The sequence below is a fragment of the Rhizobium sp. 16-488-2b genome, from assembly GCF_017741815.1.
Classification (GTDB): domain Bacteria; phylum Pseudomonadota; class Alphaproteobacteria; order Rhizobiales; family Rhizobiaceae; genus Rhizobium.
The window spans coordinates 173434-191134 of record NZ_JAGHMF010000020.1; the positions used below are offsets into that span (position 1 = coordinate 173434).

The following is a 17701-nucleotide window of genomic DNA, read 5'->3' on the forward strand; positions in this document are numbered from 1 at the left end:
AATTCATGATCGAGACTAACTAGCCGTTACCGCTATTTGGTGATAGGAGCTTGCAAAAATTAGCGACAGGCCGGAGAAGGTCTGAAGACGATCATGGGGAATGCGTATGCCGGATCAGGAACAGGCGGAAGTCAGGCTCATGGTGGCGCGCCTGCGCCAGGAGCATGAGGACTACGATGTCGCCATCAACGCCATGATCGCGACGGGCTGCGATGCGCTGCGCGTTCAGCGCATGAAGAAAAAGAAGCTTGTTATCAAGGACAAGCTGTCGAAGCTCGAAGACCAGATCATCCCGGATATCATCGCCTAAGGAAGTGTCGTGACGATGACAGACAGACCGACCGTTGCCATCATCATGGGAAGCCAGTCCGATTGGGAGACCATGAAGAACGCCGCCGATACGCTGGAGGCGCTCGAGATTCCCTATGACGCCAGGATCATATCGGCACATCGCACGCCCGATCGCATGGTCGAGTTCGCCAAGGGTGCGAAGTCGGAAGGCTTCAAGGTCATCATCGCCGGCGCCGGTGGCGCCGCCCATCTTCCCGGCATGACCGCCGCGATGACCCCTCTTCCTGTTTTCGGCGTTCCCGTGCAGTCGAAGACGATGTCCGGCCAGGACAGCCTGTTGTCGATCGTTCAGATGCCCGGCGGCATCCCGGTTGGAACGCTGGCGATCGGCAAGGCCGGCGCCATCAATGCGGCACTTCTTGCCGCCGCGGTTCTGGCACTGTCGGACGAAGACCTTGCCGACCGACTTGACGAATGGCGCGAGAGCCAAAGTGCTGCGATCGCTGAATACCCGATGGACGACCTATGAGCATGACAACGATCGGCATCATCGGCGGCGGCCAGCTTGGCCGCATGCTGTCCATGGCTGCCGCCCGCCTGAACTTCCGCACCATCATTCTCGAGCCGCAGGCCGATTGCCCGGCAGCGCAGGTCGCCAACCGGCAGATCGTCGCCGCCTATGACGATCCCGCGGCACTCGAAGAACTGGCGACCGTCTGCGACGTCGTCACCTACGAATTCGAGAACGTCCCCGTCTCCGCAGTCGAGGCCTTAGCGCAGACCGTGCCGGTCTATCCGCCGCCGAAGGCGCTGGAAGCCGCCCAGGACCGTCTCGTCGAAAAGCGCTTCATCAATGATTGCGGCATTCCGACAGCAAGGTTCCACGCCGTCGATAGCCAGGTCGATCTCGAGGCAGCCCTCGCCGATTTCGGCGGCCAGGGTGTCTTGAAGACGCGCCGCCTCGGTTACGACGGCAAGGGACAGAAAGTCTTCCGCTCGACATCAGATAGCGCCGATGGCGCCTTTGCCGAGCTCGGCAGCGTTCCGCTGATCCTCGAGAGCTTCGTGGCTTTCGAGCGCGAGATCTCTGTCATCGCCGCCCGCGCCATCGACGGCAGCGTTGCCTGCTACGACCCTGCCGAAAACGTCCACCGCAACGGCATCCTGCACACATCGACCGTCCCGGCGTCCATCACCGACGCCACGGCCGCCGCCGCGCGCGAAGCCGCCGAGAAGATCCTGTCGACGCTCGGCTATGTCGGCGTCATCGGCATCGAGTTCTTCGCGCTCGCCGACGGCAGCCTGATCGCCAACGAGATGGCGCCGCGCGTGCACAATTCCGGCCACTGGACGGAAGCGGCCTGCGTGATCTCGCAGTTCGAGCAGCACATTCGCGCCGTGGCGGGCCTGCCGCTCGGCAACGCTGACCGCCATTCCGACTGCGTGATGCAGAACCTGATCGGCGACGATATCCTTGCTCTTCCGGGCTGGCTGAAGCGGCGCGACACGCTGGTTCACCTCTATGGAAAGACGGAATCGAGACCCGGCCGCAAGATGGGTCACGTCACCACACTTGCGGGGAAATAAGGGGTTTTCCCCTGACAAAACCGGCCACTGCCACGGGAAAAACACCTTCACGTGGTTGACACAGACAAGAGGCCGGGTTATCTGCACGCCCAACCTGAAGAGCGCGCCCTGAGCGCGCTTTTGAATGTAATAGATACGGGCGAATGTGAATTCCCCCCAACATCGCGGATCAAAACAATGAAGATCAAGAATTCGCTCAAGTCGCTCAAGGCTCGTCACCGTGACAACCGCCTGGTTCGCCGCAAGGGCCGCATCTACATCATCAACAAGCTGAACCCACGCTTCAAGGCTCGTCAGGGCTGATTTGGCTGGCCGGATGGCTCGGCAGCGCTTGCGCGCCTGAGCCTGTCCGGAAGGGTCCTTTTGTGATCCCGTTAAAGTGTTTTGATCTTTCGCGTTGGCGGGCTATTATGCCCGCCATGCGTTTTTTGGCCATGACCTGCGCGGCACTGCCGCTCTCCCTCGCCCTGCTCTCAGTTGCCTTGCCTGCCCATGCGCAGGAACCCGCACCCGCGCGGGACAAGGAAAAGATCGTCGAGCAGCAGGCCGCGAACCTCTCGCCCAAAGAACATCTCGATCAGCTCTTTGCAGCACTGAAGCGCGAACGCGACGCCGACAAGGCGGATAACATCGCCAACGAGATTCGCGCCGAATGGAACGATTCGGGCAGCGCTACCGTCAACCTGCTGATGCAATGGGCCGACAAGGCGATCGAGGAGAAGCGCAACAGCGCAGCACTCGATTTCCTCGACCAGGCGATCGCGCTGAAGCCCGGCTACTCCGAAAGCTGGAACCGCCGCGCCACGCTGAACTACACCAACGGCGCGATGCGCAAATCCATGTCCGATATCGAACATGTGCTCGATATCGAGCCGCGCCATTTCGGCGCGCTTGCGGGCATGGCTTCTATCCTTGGTGACAGCGGCAACGACCAGCTGGCGCTGAAGGCATGGGAGCGCTTCCTCGAAATCTACCCCGCCAACCGCAATGCGCAGGAACAGCTGAACACGCTCTCCGAAAAGCTCGCCGGCAGCCGCACCTGACATATTACTGTGTGACAGGTTCCCCTCTTGCCCGGCCCCTCTTGAAGGTGAACCGCGCGAGCCAATCTAACGTATGGTCCGTTAGTCCCTGCCGCAGGTCGCACCATGCTTACCCTCGTCTCCGCCCTCCTCGCCCCTCTAGCCGCAGCAATCGGCTACTCCTCCTATAAGGCCCGCCAGTTCGAGCAGGCCTATCCCAATATTGGCGAGCTGACCGACATTGGCGGCTACCGCATGAACGCCGTCCACATCGAGCGCCCCGAAACCGCCGACCTGCCGGCGCTGGTCTTCATCCATGGCGCCAGCGGCAACCTGCTCGACCAGATCGGCGCCTTTCTCGAGCCCTTGCGTGGCCGCGCCGAAATGCTCTTCGTCGACCGCCCCGGCCATGGTTATTCCGAACGCGGCGGACCGGATAACGCCCTGCCCTCAGGCCAGGCGGACGCCATTGCCGCATTGATGGAAAAGCGCGGCATCGACAAGGCGATTATCGTCGGCCATTCCTTCGGCGGCGCCATCGCCGCCGCATTCGGCGTCCGTCATCCTGAAAAGACGGCCGGCCTGCTCTTCCTTGCGCCCGCCACGCACCCGTGGCCCGGCGGCATCGACTGGTACTATCACGTCTCTACAGCCCCGGTGATCGGTTGGCTCTTCAACCACGCACTGGTCGTCCCGCTCGGCCTGCGGCGCCTCGAACGCGGCACCCTCAACGTCTTCCGCCCCAATCCAAGGCCGGCCGACTACATCCTGAAAACCGGCCCCTCGCTGGTGCTGCGCCCCGCCACCTTCCACAACAACGCCGCCGACTTCGTGCGCCTGCTCGATTACTTCAAGACGCAGTCGCATCTCTATATCAAGATATCGGCACCCACTGTCATCATCACCGGCGACAGCGACGACATCGTCTGGGAGCACCTGCACTCGCAGGGCCTTGCCCGCGATATCGCCGGCTCCGAACTCGTCAAGATCAAGGGCGTCGGCCACAAGCCCGACTACCTCGCCACCGACGTCGCCATCGCGGCAATGGAGAAGATGTCAGGCCACGACCGCGACCTGCAGGCCGCAGCACGGATTGCCGAGGCAAGACTCACGATGTCCTCAGCAGAGGAAGCCAGAATGCCGAGCGCTCCGCAGCCGGCGCCGAAGCCCGTCGCAACGCCAGACCTGCAAGGCACCACTTAGCGCCCGCCGCGCATTGCCTGCCACGCCTGCAACCCCATATGTTCCCCATGCCAGTCCAACGAGGGGAACATCATGGACCGTCTTCACACGAAATCGGCAGCCTTCATCGCTGCCCTGTCGCTGACGCTGGCGCCAATCGCGCCGGCGCTTGCCGCCTCGCCCGCGCCGGTCGAGGCCGAGCATGGCATGGTCGTCACTGCCCAGCATCTGGCGACCGATGTCGGCGTCGACGTGCTGAAGAGCGGCGGCAATGCCGTGGATGCGGCGGTTGCCGTCGGCTATGCGCTCGCCGTGGTCTATCCGACCGCCGGCAACATCGGCGGCGGTGGCTTCATGACGATCCGCATGAAGGACGGCAAAACCAGTTTCCTCGATTTCCGCGAGCGCGCGCCGATCGCCGCCACCAAGACCATGTATCTTGACGCCAAGGGCGATATCGTCCCCCGCGCCAGCCTCGACGGCTATCTGGCCGTCGGCGTGCCCGGCTCCGTCATGGGCTTCGAGACCGCCCGCGAGAAATACGGCACCAAGTCGCGCCAGGATCTCATCGCCCCCGCCATCCGCTACGCCAAGGATGGCTTCACGCTTGAGCAGGGCGACGTGGCCTCGCTCGAAGGCAGCGCCAAGCGGCTGGCCAAGGACGAGGCCGCCGCCAAGATCTTCCTCAAGCCCGACGGCAAGCTCTTCACCTCGGGCGAAAAGCTGGTGCAGCCGGAGCTCGCCTCAGTGCTGTCGAGCATCTCCGACAAGGGCACCGACGCCTTCTACAAGGGCATGCCGGCGGATGCGATCGTGAAAGCGAGCCAGGTCAAGGGCGGCATTCTCGCGAAAGAAGACTTCGAGCAATATCAGGTGCGCGAGCTGAAGCCGGTGGAATGCAGCTATCGCGGCTATGACATCATCTCCTCGCCCCCGCCCTCCTCCGGCGGCGTCATCATCTGCGAGATCCTGAATATCCTGGAAGGCTATCCACTCTCCTTCCTCGGCTACGGCTCGGCCGAGACCGTGCACCTCATGACCGAGGCCATGCGTTACGCCTATGTCGACCGCAACGCCGCCCTCGGCGACCCGGATTTCGTCGACAACCCGGTCACGACCCTTCTCGACAAGAGCTACGCCAAGGCTATCCGCGCCAAGATCGACATCAACAAGTCAGGCACCTCCGCCGACCTGAAGCCGCTCGGCGCCAAGGAAAGCACCGAGACCACGCATTACTCGATCATCGACGACGAGGGCAACGCGGTCGCCGTCACCTACACGCTGAACGGCAACTTCGGCGCCGGCGTCGTGGCGCCCGGCACCGGCATCCTTCTCAACAACGAGATGGACGACTTCACCTCCAAGCCCGGCGTCCCCAATCTCTACGGCCTCGTCCAGGGCGAAGCCAACGCCATCGCGCCCAGGAAGACGCCGCTCTCGTCGATGAGCCCCACCATCGTTACCAAGGACGGCAAGCCCTTCATGGTGATCGGCAGCCCCGGCGGCTCGCGCATCATCACGATTACGCTGGAAGCCATTCTGAATGTCGTCGATTTCGGCATGGACATCAGCCAGGCCGTCAACGCCCCGCGCATCCATCACCAGTGGCAGCCCGACAAGATCTATTTCGAACCCTAAGCCCTGTCGCCCGACACGATCCGCGCGCTGATCGCGATGGGCCACACCATGGACGACGGCAGCGGCACGCCCGTCTGGGGCCAGGCCGCCGGCATCCTCGTCGGCGGCAAGAGCCTGAAAGATATCGAGAAAGGCGGCGGCGCCCGCTACAACGGCGCCATGGACAGCCGCTCGGCCGAGGGCTCGGCCGGCGGCTATTAGAGCACACTCATCAGCGGATCGTCGTATGCGCATACTCGGCCTGGATCGTGACCACCGGCTTGGCGCCGACCACGCTCGGCCGGGGGCTATCGATCAGCGACGCCTTGGCGGTGACGGTATAATCGACGGGCACGTCCTTGCCGAAGTCGAGATAGCTGTCCACCGAATGCGCCTTCACGTCGATCGTCTCGTCGGCATTGAGCTTGTCGTAAGTCAGATGCGCCCGCAGCGCGGCGCTGTCGATGGCGACGTTCGAAGCATGACCCTGCAGTGTCACGTCGGCCGCCTTGCTCGATAGGCCGAGCTTCGCAAACTCCCCGTCGAACCGAGCCATGACAGCCTGCTGGTTGACGTCGATCGACCCGCCCGGCGGGATGTTAGCGACGACTTCGGGCGAGCAATCGGAGAGATCGAACCATTTCGTAGAGGCGACCGCGATCGAAAGCGTCGTCCCATCGATCACCATCCGGCTCTGGTCCTCGCAACCGCTGAAGAACCAGCTCGAATACCAGCGGCTGAACCAGCCATCGCGCCGCCCCCGCGTCTCGGCCCGATAGGGCTCATCTGAATTGGCGCTGATCCGGATCGAGCTGGCGTCACCTGTTATGACGATCGAGCGGATCGCCGAGACGTCGATCGTCTCTCCCGTCCGCCAGCCATCGGCATAGCTTGAAACCAGCGTGAACAGGAGCAGAGGTATGGTTAGGATGATCATCATGGCAGTCTCCTTGCGTGACACCGCTCCCATCGAGCGGCTGACCCAAGGTCGCTGAGACCACAGGAAATCGAGACCTCGATCGCGATCCGGGTCGCCCGAGATTGCGATCGAGGTCATTGTCGTGCTCATATCACTCTTCTGTTGCTGGATCCGCACCCATGATCTTCGTGCCGCTGCCCTTCGTCGTCACCTTGCTGCTCGCGATCCTGCTTGTCCGGATGGTCAGGCAAAGCGATGGCCTGGCGCCCGAGCGGCGGCCCTTCCTCATCCTGATCGGGCTCTACGCGCTGCAATCGGTGCTGCTCGGCCTGCGCTGGGGCTATGACATCATCGCCCTGATGCCCGGCCAGGCGGTGCTCGCCGCCCTGATCGCCGCCTTCGCCTGGATCAGCTTCAGCAACCTCGCGCGCGACAACACCCTCTCCTGGCTGCGCCTTGCGCCGCATCTCCTGCCCGCCGCCATCGTCCTTCTGCTGATGATCTTCTGGCGCGGCCCCGTCGGCATCTTCATCACCGCCACCTTCACGGCCTATGGCGCCGCCCTCATCTGGCTCGCCCGACACGGCCCAGACGGGCTTGTTTCCTCGCGGCTCGACGGCGCGCTCCTCTCCTACCGCTCGCTGCTGATTACCGCCGCGGCGCTCCTTGCCTCCGCCACCGCCGATATCGTCATCAGCTTCGATTTCCATCGAACCGGCGGCGCTCACGCCGGCGCCGTGGTCGCGATCGGCAATGTCATCTCGCTGCTGGCACTCGGCACCGCCGCTGCCATCGCCAGCAGCAGCCAGTCCACAGAACCCGCGCATTCGCCGCAGCCACAGCCACCGGCCCCCTCGCCGACATCCGGCCCGACCGAGGAAGACGGCGCCATCGCCCGCTCGCTGGACCAACTCATGCAATCGCGCGAACTCTACCGCGACCCCGAGCTCAATCTCGGCCGCATCGCCCGCCGGATGAACCTGCCCGCGCGGCGCGTATCGATCGCGGTCAACCGCGTGCACGGGGCGAGCGTCTCCCAATATGTCAACGACTTCCGCATCCGCGCCGCCTACCAGATGCTGGAAACGACCGATGAGCCGGTAACCCGGCTGATGTTCGACTGCGGCTTCATCAGCAAGTCGAATTTCAACCGCGAATTCCTGCGCGTCACCGCCACAAGCCCCACGGAATACCGCCGGCACCACCAGACCCGGCCGGTCAGCCCAAAGCCCGCACCGGAACCGGAATTCCTGCCAGCGCCGCAAGAGCCGCTTTTCATGTCACCGTGACAAAGCAGCCGTTCACAACGCGAAGGCCGCGTCCTATTCATGACGGCATCATCATCCGAAAGAGCTTTCCATGGTCAGCATTGAAATGATCGTCGCCGCCCGCGCCCGCCTGCGTGGACATGCCCGCCGCACCCCGCTTCTTTCCTCTCCGTTTCTCGATGAGATCGCCGGGCGCCGGCTGTTCATCAAGGCCGAATGCCTGCAGCACACCGGCTCCTTCAAGTTTCGCGGTGGCTGGTCGGCCGTCTCGGCACTGGAGCCAGACGTGCGCGCCCGCGGCGTCATCGCGTTCTCTTCCGGCAACCACGCGCAGGGCGTCGCCCTTGCCGCCAAGCTGCACGGCGTCCCCTCCGTCATCATCATGCCCTCCGACGCCCCGAAGCTGAAGATATCAAATACCCGCGCGCTCGGCGCCGAGGTCGTGCTCTACGACCGCGCCACCGAAGACCGCGACGCGATCGGCGCGCGCCTCTCGGAAGAGCGCCGCCTGACGCTGATCAAGCCCTTCGACGAACCGCAGGTCATCGCCGGCCAGGGCACGACCGGGCTGGAGATCGCCGAACAGGCGGAAGAGGAAGGCGTGACCGCAGCCGAAGTGCTGGTTCCCTGCGGCGGTGGCGGCCTGACCTCGGGCATCGCGCTGGCGCTCGAAGCCCGCACGCCAAGCTTCCGCGTCCGCCCCTGCGAGCCCGAAGGCTTCGACGACACCACCCGCTCGCTGGCCTCGGGCAAGATCGAGCGAAATGCCACGCTATCAGGCTCGATCTGCGACGCCATCATCACCCCGCAGCCCGGCAACATCACCTTCCCGATCCTCAAACGCCTCGCCGGCCCCGGCCTCGTCGTCACCGACGAGGAAGCGCTCCGCGCCATGGCGCTGGCCTTCACCCGCCTGAAGATCGTCGTCGAACCCGGCGGTGCGGTCGCGCTGGCCGCCGCGCTGTTTCATGGCGAGCAGTTGCAGGAGGATGCCGCGATCGTGGTGACCTCGGGCGGCAATGTCGATGACGAGATGTTTGGCCGGGCGCTGGCGTTGCGGGGGTAGGATCGCGAGGTCGGTGTTGCGGGATGTCGCTGCGAGACCGAGAGCTCGGCGGGTGCTGTAGCCGGCTCCAAGACCGAGGTCTCGGCGGGCGTGTTACCCCCCTCCAAGCCAACGACGAACTCACCCGCCGAGCCCTACCGCACGGCACCACACCAAGCCCGCGATTAGGCCCTATCAACCGGCTCAATCCCCCTCCGCAAGCCCCCGCCGGATCGCCACCTCCACCGGGCAATAATCCCCATCCGCCCGCTCCAGCGAAAACGGCTGCCGTAGCCCAAGCGGTGGCTGCGCCATGAAGCGCGGGGTCCTGCCGCGATGCATCTGCGCAGCATGCACCAAGAACGGATGGCACAGATAGACCGTACCCGCCGCCCCCGTCGCCAGCGCCTGCGGCCGCTCGGCCCCCATCTGCTCCAGATACATATGCGACCGCCCCGCCTCGCCCGCCGGCGCCAGATAGCGCGCCATGTCCTTGTGCGAGCCCACCCGGATCCGCGTCGGCGCATCCTCCTCGCCGACATCGGAGAACAGGAAGAGCATCAGCAACGCCCGGTCCCGCGAGGTGACGTTCACGCGCCACGCCGAGAAATCGCTGCGCTCGTTCGGGTCGCCCGTCTCCCCGGCGAAGCTCAGATCCACATGCCAGCCGGCATCCCCGGGATCATCGGGATGCGGAAACCTTACCGGAAAGCTGCCGAGCCCATCGCGCGGCAGCCACCGCCCCTTGCCCACCAACTGATCAAATGCCTGGTGCAGCACCGGCGTGTTGGCCGCCGCGGCAAACGGTCCGCCGCCGTAGCCGGGAAGTCTGACAACGGGATGGGTCCAGGTTGAGGGATCGTCGCGATCGCAGGGAATGTCGCGCCACATGATATCGCGCGCCTGCTTCGCCAGTTCGCGTGGAAAGGCGTTGTCGATGCGGATAAAACCGTTCTCGATGAACAGCTCGATCTCGGCCGCGCTGAGCACAGGCGGATAGGTTTTGTCGGTCATGGAAATTGCTCCATCTGCGCCTCCCCGGAGCGTCGCTCGTCTGACAGGAGGCGGATTTCGGTCAAGCGCCGCTGCCGGCCGAAGGGCCGGGTTGCGGTCGCGTCTTCGGGGCCACAGTGGTGGCCGAGCCACTAGCGGCTCAAGAAGAAGACCGAAGCGATGTTGAGCGTGAGGGTCATCATGGTGGCTGAAGGCTAACAGCGGCCGGCCAACGGGTCAACCGCGCCCCTACCGTGCCATCCGCACCGCACTGGCCGCAACGGGCCTTGCAACCTCGCCAAGCACATCCGAAACCGACTGCCGCACCAACCCCGCTAGCCTCGCCACCGCCGGCGCGCTCTCGGCCTCGGCGCGATGCAGCACCAATCCGAGCCCCGGCAATTCAGGCAGCGCCAGTTCCTCTGCCATGATCGGCCTCACCTTCCCAGGCAGGCCGACCGGCGTGCGCAGCGTGATGCCGAGCCCCGCCGCCGTCGCCGCCCACAAGCCGCCGAGGCTGGGGCTCACAAAGGCGAGCCGCCAGGAAATGCCCGCCGCATCCAGCGCCCTGGTCGCCGCGCTGCGCATCAGGCAGGGCGCCTCGAGTGCGGCGAGCGGCAGCGGCTCCCCGCTCGCCGGGTCCCACCCCGATGACACGGCAGCCGACCCGATCCAGCGCATCGGCACCTCGCCGATCCGGTCGCAATGCGACGTCAGCGTCCCGTCGCTCCAGGCGAGCGCAAGGTCCAGCTTGCCAGACATCACCCGCTCGATCAGCTCGACGTTGCGCACCACGCGCGCCTCAATGCGTACCTTCGGATGCGCCCGTGCGAAACGGCCGAGCACCTCAGGCAGCAGCGTCTCGCCGAAATCTTCCTGCAGCCCCAGCCGCACCCAGCCCTCCAGCTCGACGCTGTGCACGGCCGCCGCAGCCTCGTCGTTCAGTTCCAGCAGCCGGCGCGCATAGCCGAGCATGGTTTCACCGGCATCGGTCAGCGCCAGGCCGCGGCCGGATTTGCGGAAGATCGGCGTGCCCGCCTGCTCCTCCAGCTTCTTCAGTTGCGCGCTGATCGCCGAGGTCGAGCGCCCTAGCCGGTCGGCGGCTCGCGCGAAATTGCCGAGCTCCATGCCGGTCACGAAGGTTCTGAGAACGTCGAGGTCGAAGATCGTCCGGCGCATGAAACAGTCCATATTTTCAGGATCGACAATCCATTATATTCTGATTTTCTGCATTATCGTGCCGTGCGATCCTCTTCCTGTCAACATCTGGGAAAAGGAGGCAAACATGCCCTTCACTCGTATCTCGCTTCTGAAAGGCAAGTCGCCGGATTACATCGCGGCTCTCTCCGAGAGCCTCCACCGCGCCATGGTGGAAACCTTCAACGTGCCGCCGGCCGATCGCTTTCACATCATCCACCAGCACGATCGGGGCGAACTGATCTTCGACCGCAATTATCTCGCCGGTCCGCGCTCCGACGATTTCGTGCTGATCGCCATCACCGCCGGCAAGCCGCGCACAGCGGAGGCGCGCACCGCCTTCTTCAAGCGCGCGGTCGAACTGCTCGGCCAGTCGCCGGGCCTGCGGCCTGAGGATGTGATGATCGTCGTCAACACCACGGCGCCGGACGAGTGGTCTTTCGGCAATGGTGGGCAGCAAATGCTGGAGCCCGGCTGGGAAATCCGCGCAATGGAGACCGCGCCATGATCGCGATGCAATACGCTTTCACCCTGCCCGCCGATTACGACATGGCGATCATCGACCGCCGCATCCGCGACAAGGGCCCGATGACCGACGGCTTCCCAAAGCTCGGCTTCAAGGCCTATCTCACGGCGCGCAAGGGCGAACTCGGCGCGACCGACAATCTCTACGCGCCCTTCTATCTCTGGCGGCACGCTGAAGGCGCGAGCGACTTCCTCTGCGGCCCCGGTTTTGAGGCCGTCAGCCAATCCTTCGGCCGGCCGCAGGTGGCGACGTGGATTGTCTGGCATGGCGATGTGGCGCCGGATGTGGCCGAGGCGCGTTTCGCCACGCGCGAGATCTTGACGCTGGGTACTGAGGTGTCGCTCGCATCCGTTCGTCAAAGCGAGACGGCCCACGCGCGGGAGCGGTTGGATCAGCCCGGCGTGCTCGCCTCCGTCGCAGCGTTCGATCCCTCGGGTTGGACGATGGTGCGGTTCGCATTGCACGCGGACGCGCCTGCTGTGTCGCCGTCGACGCGGATCTATCGCGTCGGTCACGTGTCGCTGCCTTGACTGGTTATTCGCGGGACAGGCATGAAATGCTGATCGAGAGGTCAGTGGGTGCGTTGCCCCCCTCTGCCCTGCCGGGCATCTCCCCCACGGGTGGGGAGATTGGCTGGGCGCGGCCGCTCGCTCCAACCTTCATTGTTTAATTGGGGAGCAAGCCACGAGTCGATCTCCCCCCTTGTGGGGGAGATGTCCGGCAGGACAGAGGGGGGTATTCCACGCACCAAGCCAGCGACCCACCACAACCCGACAACGAAAAAACCCGCCACCTCCAGGAGGCAGCGGGTTCTCAATTCAATCATACCAAATCCGGATCAAAACCCGCTCTGGCCATCCGAACCGATATAGGCGATGCGCAGCATGTTCGTCGCGCCCGGTGTCCCGAGCGGCACGCCGGCCGAGATGATGATGCGGTCGCCCGGCTTGCCGAAGCCTTCGTCGGCGACGATGCGGCAGGCGCGGTTGACCATGTCGTCGAGGTCGGTCGCGTCATGCGTGACCACACAGTGCAGGCCCCAGACAATGGCGAGGCGGCGTGCGGTCTGAATAACAGGCGACAGCGCCAGGATCGGCACCTGCGGACGCTCGCGCGAGGCGCGCAGGCCCGTCGTGCCCGACGAGGTGTAGCAGACGATGGCCGACAGGCGCAGCGTTTCGGCGATCTGGCGGGCCGCCAGCGAAATCGCGTCGGCGCCGGTGGCTTCTGCCTGGGCGCGCTGGGCGTAGATGATGCCGGGATAGTGCGGCTCGCGCTCGATGGTGCTGGCGATCGATGCCATCGTCGAGACGGCTTCAACAGGATAATCGCCGGACGCGGATTCGGCAGAGAGCATGACGGCATCGGCGCCTTCGAAGACGGCGGTCGCGACGTCGGAGACTTCGGCGCGGGTCGGGACCGGCGCCGAGATCATCGATTCCAGCATCTGCGTGGCGACGACGACGGGCTTGCCCGAACGGCGGCAGGCGCGGATCAGCTGCTTCTGGATGCCGGGAACGGATTCGAGCGGCATTTCGACACCGAGATCGCCACGGGCGACCATCAGCGCGTCGGAGAGCTCGATGATCTCTTCGATCCGCTCGATTGCCTGCGGCTTTTCGATCTTCGCCATCAGGCCAACGCGGCCGCGGGCGATCTTGCGCACTTCGACCAGATCCTCGGGACGCTGCACGAAGGAGAGTGCGACCCAGTCGACGTCATCGGTTGCGAGAACCGCGTCAAGGTCGGCACGGTCCTTGTCGGTCAGGACGCCCGCGGTGAGGATCGTGTCGGGAAGGCTGACGCCCTTGCGGTCCGAAATCCGGGTGCCGGAGATGACGGTCGTGACGATGCTCTTGCCGTCGCACTTTTCAGCGCGCAAGGCGAGCTTGCCATCGTCGATCAGCAGGCGGTCGCCCGGCTTCACGGCTTCGAGAATTTCGGGATGCGGCAGGAACACGCGGTTCTTGTCGCCGGGGGTGTCGTTGTTGTCGAGCGTGAAGGTGTCGCCCGGCTTCAGGTCGACCTTGACGTCGGCGAACTTGCCGACGCGCAGCTTCGGACCCTGAAGGTCGGCGAGAATGCCGATCGGGCGGCCGCTGCGCGCTTCGACGGCGCGGATGCGCTGGATCAGCGTGCGCATCGTGTCATGGCTCGCATGGCTCATGTTGATGCGGAAAACGTCGGCACCGGCCTGGTGCAGCTTCTCGATCATCGCTTCTTCGGACGAGGCGGGTCCGAGCGTTGCGAGGATTTTTACTTTGCGGTTACGCTTCATCAGTTCGGACTTTCCTGGGTGCCTGGGGTATCGGAAAGTTGAACCATCCAGCTGCCCTGGCGGCCCGTGTCATATTCCTTGAACCCCATCTTCTGATAGCCACGGGCGTAGCAATCATTGACGCCCGTGATCTTGAATTCGTTCTCCGCCACGCACATCTGCACGTCGCCCGTCCATCGTCCTCCCCGGGCGGCGTCTTCGGCGTAGAGGTAGTAGTAGCGAGACTGAAGCTCTCCCTCGATCAGTGTCGCGCAGGTCGTTGCCGGGACCTGCCACCAGCCTTCCGTCATCCAGCCGTCCTTGGCCCGGTACCCGATCGCCACGCCGACTAGATTCTGCGTACCGTTGCAGACGCGAAAATCAGCACGCGCCACATCGGCAATGAAGAACGGCGAGAACGCCGCGAGAACAAAAAGAGCAAAACGGGCAAGCGGCCCGGAACGCGTAAGGAAACATGGCGCGGTCTGGATCAACACGACTTCCAATTGGCTCCCGGTTATTCGTTGTCGTGCCTTCTTGCGCTGCCTCCCGGCGAAAGTCAACGCAATGCTAATCGATTATATTTCTGACATCAAACAAGAGGCGCAGTCGCCGCCGCAAGGATCGCGCGGAGATTGCCAAGCCACGGCGAAGTGATTGCCAGGTGTTTGATCACGGGGCGCGCTTGAACCCTTCCCCTGCCCGTGCGATCAGAGACACGCTTGCAAACAGTCAATGGCATTGTCCTCGATGAACGACTTCCAATCCTTCGAAATTCTAGGCGGACATCATGACAGGGGTATGGTGCTCCTGGGTGATCATGCAATGAACCGCCTGCCGGAACGCTATGGCAGCCTGGGCCTGCCCGAGAGCGCCTTTGCCCGCCACATCGCCTATGACATCGGCATCGAGGGGCTGACGCGGGCATTGTCTGAGAAGCTTGGCGTGCCCGCCGTGCTCGGCGGCTTCTCCAGATTGCTGATCGACCCGAACCGGGGCGAGGACGACCCGACGCTGATCATGAAGATCTCCGACGGCGCCATCATTCCGGGCAATCACCCGATATCAGACGAGGAGTGGAACGGCCGCATCGCCAATTTCCACCGCCCCTATCACAATGCCGTCAGCGAGACGATTGCGAAGGTCGCAGCCGCCACCGGCAAGGCGCCGCTGGTTCTCTCGCTGCATTCATTCACGCCCGCCTGGAAAAACGTGCCGCGCCCGTGGCACGCCGCCGTGTTGTGGGACAGCGACCACCGCGCCGTCGCCCCGCTTCTTGACTTGCTGCGCGCCGATCCCGATCTGGTGATCGGCGATAACGAGCCCTATGATGGCGCGCTGAAGGGTGACACCATGTACCAGCATTGCATGGTCACGGGCATCCCGCACGCGCTGCTGGAGGTTCGCCAGGACCTGATCGGCGACACGGCAGGCATCGCCGCTTGGGCGGACCGGCTGGCGCCGATCTTCGCGACCATGAACGCCGACCCGGCGCTGCATCAATACCAGGTGCACGCCTCGCGCACCGGCCCATACTGACGATAGGAGAGCAAAGTGACCGAGCTCAGCAAGGAACAACAGACCGAATTCGAAGCCGCCGCCTTTCGCCGCCTCGTCGCGCATCTGCGTGAACGCACCGACGTTCAGAACATCGACATGATGAATCTGGCCGGCTTCTGCCGCAACTGCCTGTCGAACTGGTACAAGGACGCGGCCGATGCCGATGGCGTCGAACTGACGAAGGACGAGGCCCGCGAGATCGTCTACGGCATGCCCTTCGACGAGTGGAAAAGCCGCTACCAGAGTGAAGCGACGCCCCAACAAAAAGCCGCATTCGAAAGCAACAACCCGCACAAATGAGCCCCGGCTCTGTCGAATAGGCTTGACCCCGGCTGATCTTCACGGCAGTCAACGCCATCCGAATTTTTATCCCCCTAGCAGGAGAACACGATGTCTGATGCCCACGGCGTTGCCCGCGACCAGCTTCGCGCTTTCATCGAGCGCATTGAACGGTTGGAAGAAGAAAAGAAGACCATCGCCGACGATATCAAGGACGTCTACGGCGAAGCCAAGGGAACCGGCTTCGACACCAAGATCCTGAAGAAGGTCATCGCGCTGCGCAAGAAGGATGAGCAGGAGCGCCTCGAGGAAGAAGCGATCCTCGACACCTACCTCGCCGCTCTCGGCATGATCGAAGGTCCGGCAGAAGCCTGATTTCCGCTCACGATCAATACGATCGAACCCAATGAAAAAGCCGCCGGGTCGCCCCGGCGGCTTTCTTTTTGTCTCTCTGCTCGACAATCAGCCGAGCTGTGTGACGTAGCGCACGTCGAGATAGGCGTTGATTGCTTCCGAGCCGCCTTCCGTGCCGTAGCCCGAATCCTTGATGCCGCCGAACGGCACTTCCGGCAGGGCGAGACCGTTGTGGTTGATCGACAGCATGCCGGCTTCGACCCGGCGGCCAAGTGCCTGCGCGGTGGCACTCGAGCTGGTGAAGGCGAAGGAAGCCAGGCCGAACGGCAGGCGGTTTGCTTCGGTGATCGCGTCGTCGAGCGTCGAGAAGCGGTTGATGATGGCGAGCGGGCCGAAAGGCTCCTCATTCATCACGCGCGCCGAAAGCGGCACGTTGGCAAGCACCGTCGGCTCGAAGAAGTTGCCGGTGTTGCCGATACGCCGGCCGCCGGTCTTGAGCTCTGCGCCCTTCGAGACGGCATCGTTGATCAGCTCTTCGAGAGCCGGGATACGGCGCTCATTGGCGAGCGGACCCATCTCGACGCCGGCGTCGAGGCCGTTGCCGACCTTGACCGCCTGGGCAGCCTTCACGAAGCCATCCGTGAACTGATCCATCACGCCGTCCTGCACCAGGAAGCGCGTCGGCGCGACGCAGACCTGGCCGGCATTGCGGAACTTCGAGCCGGCCATGATCGACACGGCCTGATCGACATTGGCGTCATCAAACACCATGACCGGAGCGTGACCACCAAGCTCCATCGTCGCCCGCTTCATGTGCAGGCCGGCCAGCGCCGCCAGCTGCTTGCCAACAGGCGTCGAGCCGGTGAACGAGATCTTGCGGATGACGGGGTGCGAGATCAGATATTCGGAGATCTCGGCCGGAATGCCGTAAACGAGGTTGACGACACCATTGGGAATGCCGGCATCGGCGAAGACGCGGATGAGTTCAGCCGGCGATGCCGGGGTTTCCTCGGGCGCCTTGACGATGATCGAGCAGCCGGCGGCGATAGCGGCCGAAAGCTTGCGCACCACCTGGTTGATCGGGAAATTCCACGGCGTGAACGCAGCAACCGGACCGACCGGCGACTTGATCGCCAGCTGGGTAACATTCGGCGCGCGCGACGGAATGACCTGGCCATAGGTACGGCGCGCTTCTTCGGCGAACCAGTCGATGACGTCGGCGGCACCAGCAATTTCAATGAGCGACTGCGCTAGCGGCTTGCCCTGCTCGCGCGTCATCATCCAGGCGATGGTTTCCTTACGCTCGCGCAACAGGTCGGCGGCGCGGCGCATCATCTTCGAGCGGTCGAAGGGCGAGGTATCGCGCCAGACGCGGAAGCCCTTGTCGGCTGCGGCGAGTGCGGCGTCGAGATCCTCGCGGGAGGCATGCGGAATGGTGCCGATGGTCTCACCCGTGGCCGGGTCGGTAACGGGCAGCGTCTTGCCGGAGGCGGCATTCTTCCATTCGCCGTCGATGAACAGCTTCACATCGGGATAGGTCTGCATGATTATTCCTTGTCGTCTTCATCAAATCAATTTGTCGGACAGCGAACGGCGCGCCGGGG

Annotated in this window: 19 protein-coding genes and 1 pseudogene; 14 read left to right on the forward strand and 6 right to left on the reverse strand. The window is 64.0% G+C overall.

Annotated features, from left to right (window positions below):
- Positions 1-106 precede the first annotated feature (106 nt).
- The 7 genes and pseudogenes from J5286_RS18385 to ggt all read left to right on the forward strand — a co-directional run bounded on the left by J5286_RS18385 (position 107) and on the right by ggt (position 5921).
- Positions 107-310, forward strand: a complete 204-nt coding sequence (locus J5286_RS18385) for a YdcH family protein (protein WP_018899707.1) — start codon at positions 107-109, stop codon at positions 308-310.
- A gap of 15 nt (positions 311-325) precedes the next feature.
- On the forward strand, positions 326-820 hold the full coding sequence (purE, locus tag J5286_RS18390; protein ID WP_018899708.1) for a 5-(carboxyamino)imidazole ribonucleotide mutase: 495 nt from the start codon (positions 326-328) through the stop codon (positions 818-820).
- Complete coding sequence (locus tag J5286_RS18395; protein ID WP_209191609.1) at positions 817-1878, forward strand: 5-(carboxyamino)imidazole ribonucleotide synthase; 1062 nt, start codon at positions 817-819, stop codon at positions 1876-1878. The genes purE and J5286_RS18395 overlap by 4 nt, the downstream gene beginning before the upstream one ends.
- Before the next feature lie 177 nt (positions 1879-2055).
- Positions 2056-2181, forward strand: a complete 126-nt coding sequence (gene ykgO, locus J5286_RS18400; RefSeq protein WP_003566454.1) for a type B 50S ribosomal protein L36 — start codon at positions 2056-2058, stop codon at positions 2179-2181.
- A 107-nt stretch (positions 2182-2288) separates the two neighbouring features.
- A complete protein-coding gene (locus J5286_RS18405; protein ID WP_018899710.1) occupies positions 2289-2921 on the forward strand; it encodes a tetratricopeptide repeat protein in 633 nt (210 codons plus the stop codon).
- A 105-nt stretch (positions 2922-3026) separates the two neighbouring features.
- Positions 3027-4103 carry an alpha/beta fold hydrolase gene (locus tag J5286_RS18410; RefSeq protein WP_209191610.1) on the forward strand — a complete coding sequence of 359 codons (1077 nt, stop codon included), beginning with the start codon at positions 3027-3029 and terminating at the stop codon, positions 4101-4103.
- 72 nt (positions 4104-4175) lie between these two features.
- A pseudogene (gene ggt, locus J5286_RS18415) lies at positions 4176-5921 on the forward strand (gamma-glutamyltransferase).
- A 10-nt stretch (positions 5922-5931) separates the two neighbouring features.
- Here ggt and J5286_RS18420 read toward each other — a convergent pair.
- The gene (locus J5286_RS18420; RefSeq protein ID WP_245206241.1) at positions 5932-6768 is read right to left on the reverse strand and encodes a hypothetical protein; all 837 of its coding nucleotides are present in this window, start codon (positions 6766-6768) and stop codon (positions 5932-5934) included.
- 29 nt (positions 6769-6797) lie between these two features.
- On the opposite strand from J5286_RS18420, the gene J5286_RS18425 reads away from it, so the two are divergent.
- Together J5286_RS18425 and J5286_RS18430 are read left to right on the forward strand one after the other, a co-directional pair.
- Positions 6798-7907: a helix-turn-helix domain-containing protein gene (locus J5286_RS18425; RefSeq protein WP_209191611.1), complete on the forward strand. Its 1110-nt coding sequence runs from the start codon at positions 6798-6800 to the stop codon at positions 7905-7907.
- 70 nt (positions 7908-7977) lie between these two features.
- Complete coding sequence (locus tag J5286_RS18430; protein WP_209191612.1) at positions 7978-8952, forward strand: threonine ammonia-lyase; 975 nt, start codon at positions 7978-7980, stop codon at positions 8950-8952.
- 183 nt (positions 8953-9135) lie between these two features.
- Here the strand turns inward: J5286_RS18430 and J5286_RS18435 are convergent, their stop codons facing one another.
- Together J5286_RS18435 and J5286_RS18440 are read right to left on the reverse strand one after the other, a co-directional pair.
- Positions 9136-9945 carry a phytanoyl-CoA dioxygenase family protein gene (locus J5286_RS18435; RefSeq protein WP_209191613.1) on the reverse strand — a complete coding sequence of 270 codons (810 nt, stop codon included), beginning with the start codon at positions 9943-9945 and terminating at the stop codon, positions 9136-9138.
- 228 nt (positions 9946-10173) lie between these two features.
- Positions 10174-11103, reverse strand: a complete 930-nt coding sequence (locus tag J5286_RS18440) for a LysR substrate-binding domain-containing protein (protein WP_209215370.1) — start codon at positions 11101-11103, stop codon at positions 10174-10176.
- Between the two features lie 106 nt (positions 11104-11209).
- Between J5286_RS18440 and J5286_RS18445 the strand changes: the two genes are divergently transcribed.
- On the forward strand, positions 11210-11629 hold the full coding sequence (locus J5286_RS18445; protein ID WP_112944877.1) for a tautomerase family protein: 420 nt from the start codon (positions 11210-11212) through the stop codon (positions 11627-11629).
- A complete protein-coding gene (locus J5286_RS18450; protein WP_209191615.1) occupies positions 11626-12177 on the forward strand; it encodes a DUF4865 family protein in 552 nt (183 codons plus the stop codon). The genes J5286_RS18445 and J5286_RS18450 overlap by 4 nt, the downstream gene beginning before the upstream one ends.
- Before the next feature lie 308 nt (positions 12178-12485).
- Here the strand turns inward: J5286_RS18450 and pyk are convergent, their stop codons facing one another.
- Both pyk and J5286_RS18460 read right to left on the reverse strand, forming a co-directional pair.
- Complete coding sequence (gene pyk / locus J5286_RS18455; protein WP_047509459.1) at positions 12486-13925, reverse strand: pyruvate kinase; 1440 nt, start codon at positions 13923-13925, stop codon at positions 12486-12488.
- Positions 13925-14410: a DUF1036 domain-containing protein gene (locus J5286_RS18460; protein WP_111563360.1), complete on the reverse strand. Its 486-nt coding sequence runs from the start codon at positions 14408-14410 to the stop codon at positions 13925-13927. Before J5286_RS18460 ends, pyk begins: the two co-directional genes overlap by 1 nt.
- 244 nt (positions 14411-14654) lie before the next feature.
- Here J5286_RS18460 and J5286_RS18465 point away from each other — a divergent pair, with 244 nt between their 5' ends.
- The 3 genes from J5286_RS18465 (at position 14655) to J5286_RS18475 (ending at position 16118) form a co-directional block, all read left to right on the forward strand.
- The gene (locus J5286_RS18465; RefSeq protein WP_209191660.1) at positions 14655-15443 is read left to right on the forward strand and encodes an N-formylglutamate amidohydrolase; all 789 of its coding nucleotides are present in this window, start codon (positions 14655-14657) and stop codon (positions 15441-15443) included.
- A gap of 15 nt (positions 15444-15458) precedes the next feature.
- Positions 15459-15764, forward strand: a complete 306-nt coding sequence (locus J5286_RS18470; protein ID WP_209191616.1) for a DUF1244 domain-containing protein — start codon at positions 15459-15461, stop codon at positions 15762-15764.
- 90 nt (positions 15765-15854) lie between these two features.
- Positions 15855-16118: a DUF2312 domain-containing protein gene (locus J5286_RS18475; protein WP_018899724.1), complete on the forward strand. Its 264-nt coding sequence runs from the start codon at positions 15855-15857 to the stop codon at positions 16116-16118.
- An 87-nt stretch (positions 16119-16205) separates the two neighbouring features.
- Here the strand turns inward: J5286_RS18475 and J5286_RS18480 are convergent, their stop codons facing one another.
- Complete coding sequence (locus J5286_RS18480; protein WP_209191617.1) at positions 16206-17642, reverse strand: NAD-dependent succinate-semialdehyde dehydrogenase; 1437 nt, start codon at positions 17640-17642, stop codon at positions 16206-16208.
- Between the last annotated feature and the right edge of the window lie 59 nt (positions 17643-17701).

What these genes read in the sequence shown, in the direction of transcription:
- J5286_RS18385 (WP_018899707.1), top strand. Translation starts at nt 107, where the DNA reads ATGCCGGATCAGGAACAGGCGGAAGTCAGGCTCATGGTGGCGCGCCTG.
- purE (WP_018899708.1), top strand. Translation starts at nt 326, where the DNA reads ATGACAGACAGACCGACCGTTGCCATCATCATGGGAAGCCAGTCCGAT.
- J5286_RS18395 (WP_209191609.1), top strand. Translation starts at nt 817, where the DNA reads ATGAGCATGACAACGATCGGCATCATCGGCGGCGGCCAGCTTGGCCGC.
- ykgO (WP_003566454.1), top strand. Translation starts at nt 2,056, where the DNA reads ATGAAGATCAAGAATTCGCTCAAGTCGCTCAAGGCTCGTCACCGTGAC.
- J5286_RS18405 (WP_018899710.1), top strand. Translation starts at nt 2,289, where the DNA reads ATGCCCGCCATGCGTTTTTTGGCCATGACCTGCGCGGCACTGCCGCTC.
- J5286_RS18410 (WP_209191610.1), top strand. Translation starts at nt 3,027, where the DNA reads ATGCTTACCCTCGTCTCCGCCCTCCTCGCCCCTCTAGCCGCAGCAATC.
- J5286_RS18420 (WP_245206241.1), bottom strand. Translation starts at nt 6,768, where the DNA reads ATGAGCACGACAATGACCTCGATCGCAATCTCGGGCGACCCGGATCGC.
- J5286_RS18425 (WP_209191611.1), top strand. Translation starts at nt 6,798, where the DNA reads ATGATCTTCGTGCCGCTGCCCTTCGTCGTCACCTTGCTGCTCGCGATC.
- J5286_RS18430 (WP_209191612.1), top strand. Translation starts at nt 7,978, where the DNA reads ATGGTCAGCATTGAAATGATCGTCGCCGCCCGCGCCCGCCTGCGTGGA.
- J5286_RS18435 (WP_209191613.1), bottom strand. Translation starts at nt 9,945, where the DNA reads ATGACCGACAAAACCTATCCGCCTGTGCTCAGCGCGGCCGAGATCGAG.
- J5286_RS18440 (WP_209215370.1), bottom strand. Translation starts at nt 11,103, where the DNA reads ATGCGCCGGACGATCTTCGACCTCGACGTTCTCAGAACCTTCGTGACC.
- J5286_RS18445 (WP_112944877.1), top strand. Translation starts at nt 11,210, where the DNA reads ATGCCCTTCACTCGTATCTCGCTTCTGAAAGGCAAGTCGCCGGATTAC.
- J5286_RS18450 (WP_209191615.1), top strand. Translation starts at nt 11,626, where the DNA reads ATGATCGCGATGCAATACGCTTTCACCCTGCCCGCCGATTACGACATG.
- pyk (WP_047509459.1), bottom strand. Translation starts at nt 13,925, where the DNA reads ATGAAGCGTAACCGCAAAGTAAAAATCCTCGCAACGCTCGGACCCGCC.
- J5286_RS18465 (WP_209191660.1), top strand. Translation starts at nt 14,655, where the DNA reads ATGAACGACTTCCAATCCTTCGAAATTCTAGGCGGACATCATGACAGG.
- J5286_RS18475 (WP_018899724.1), top strand. Translation starts at nt 15,855, where the DNA reads ATGTCTGATGCCCACGGCGTTGCCCGCGACCAGCTTCGCGCTTTCATC.
- J5286_RS18480 (WP_209191617.1), bottom strand. Translation starts at nt 17,642, where the DNA reads ATGCAGACCTATCCCGATGTGAAGCTGTTCATCGACGGCGAATGGAAG.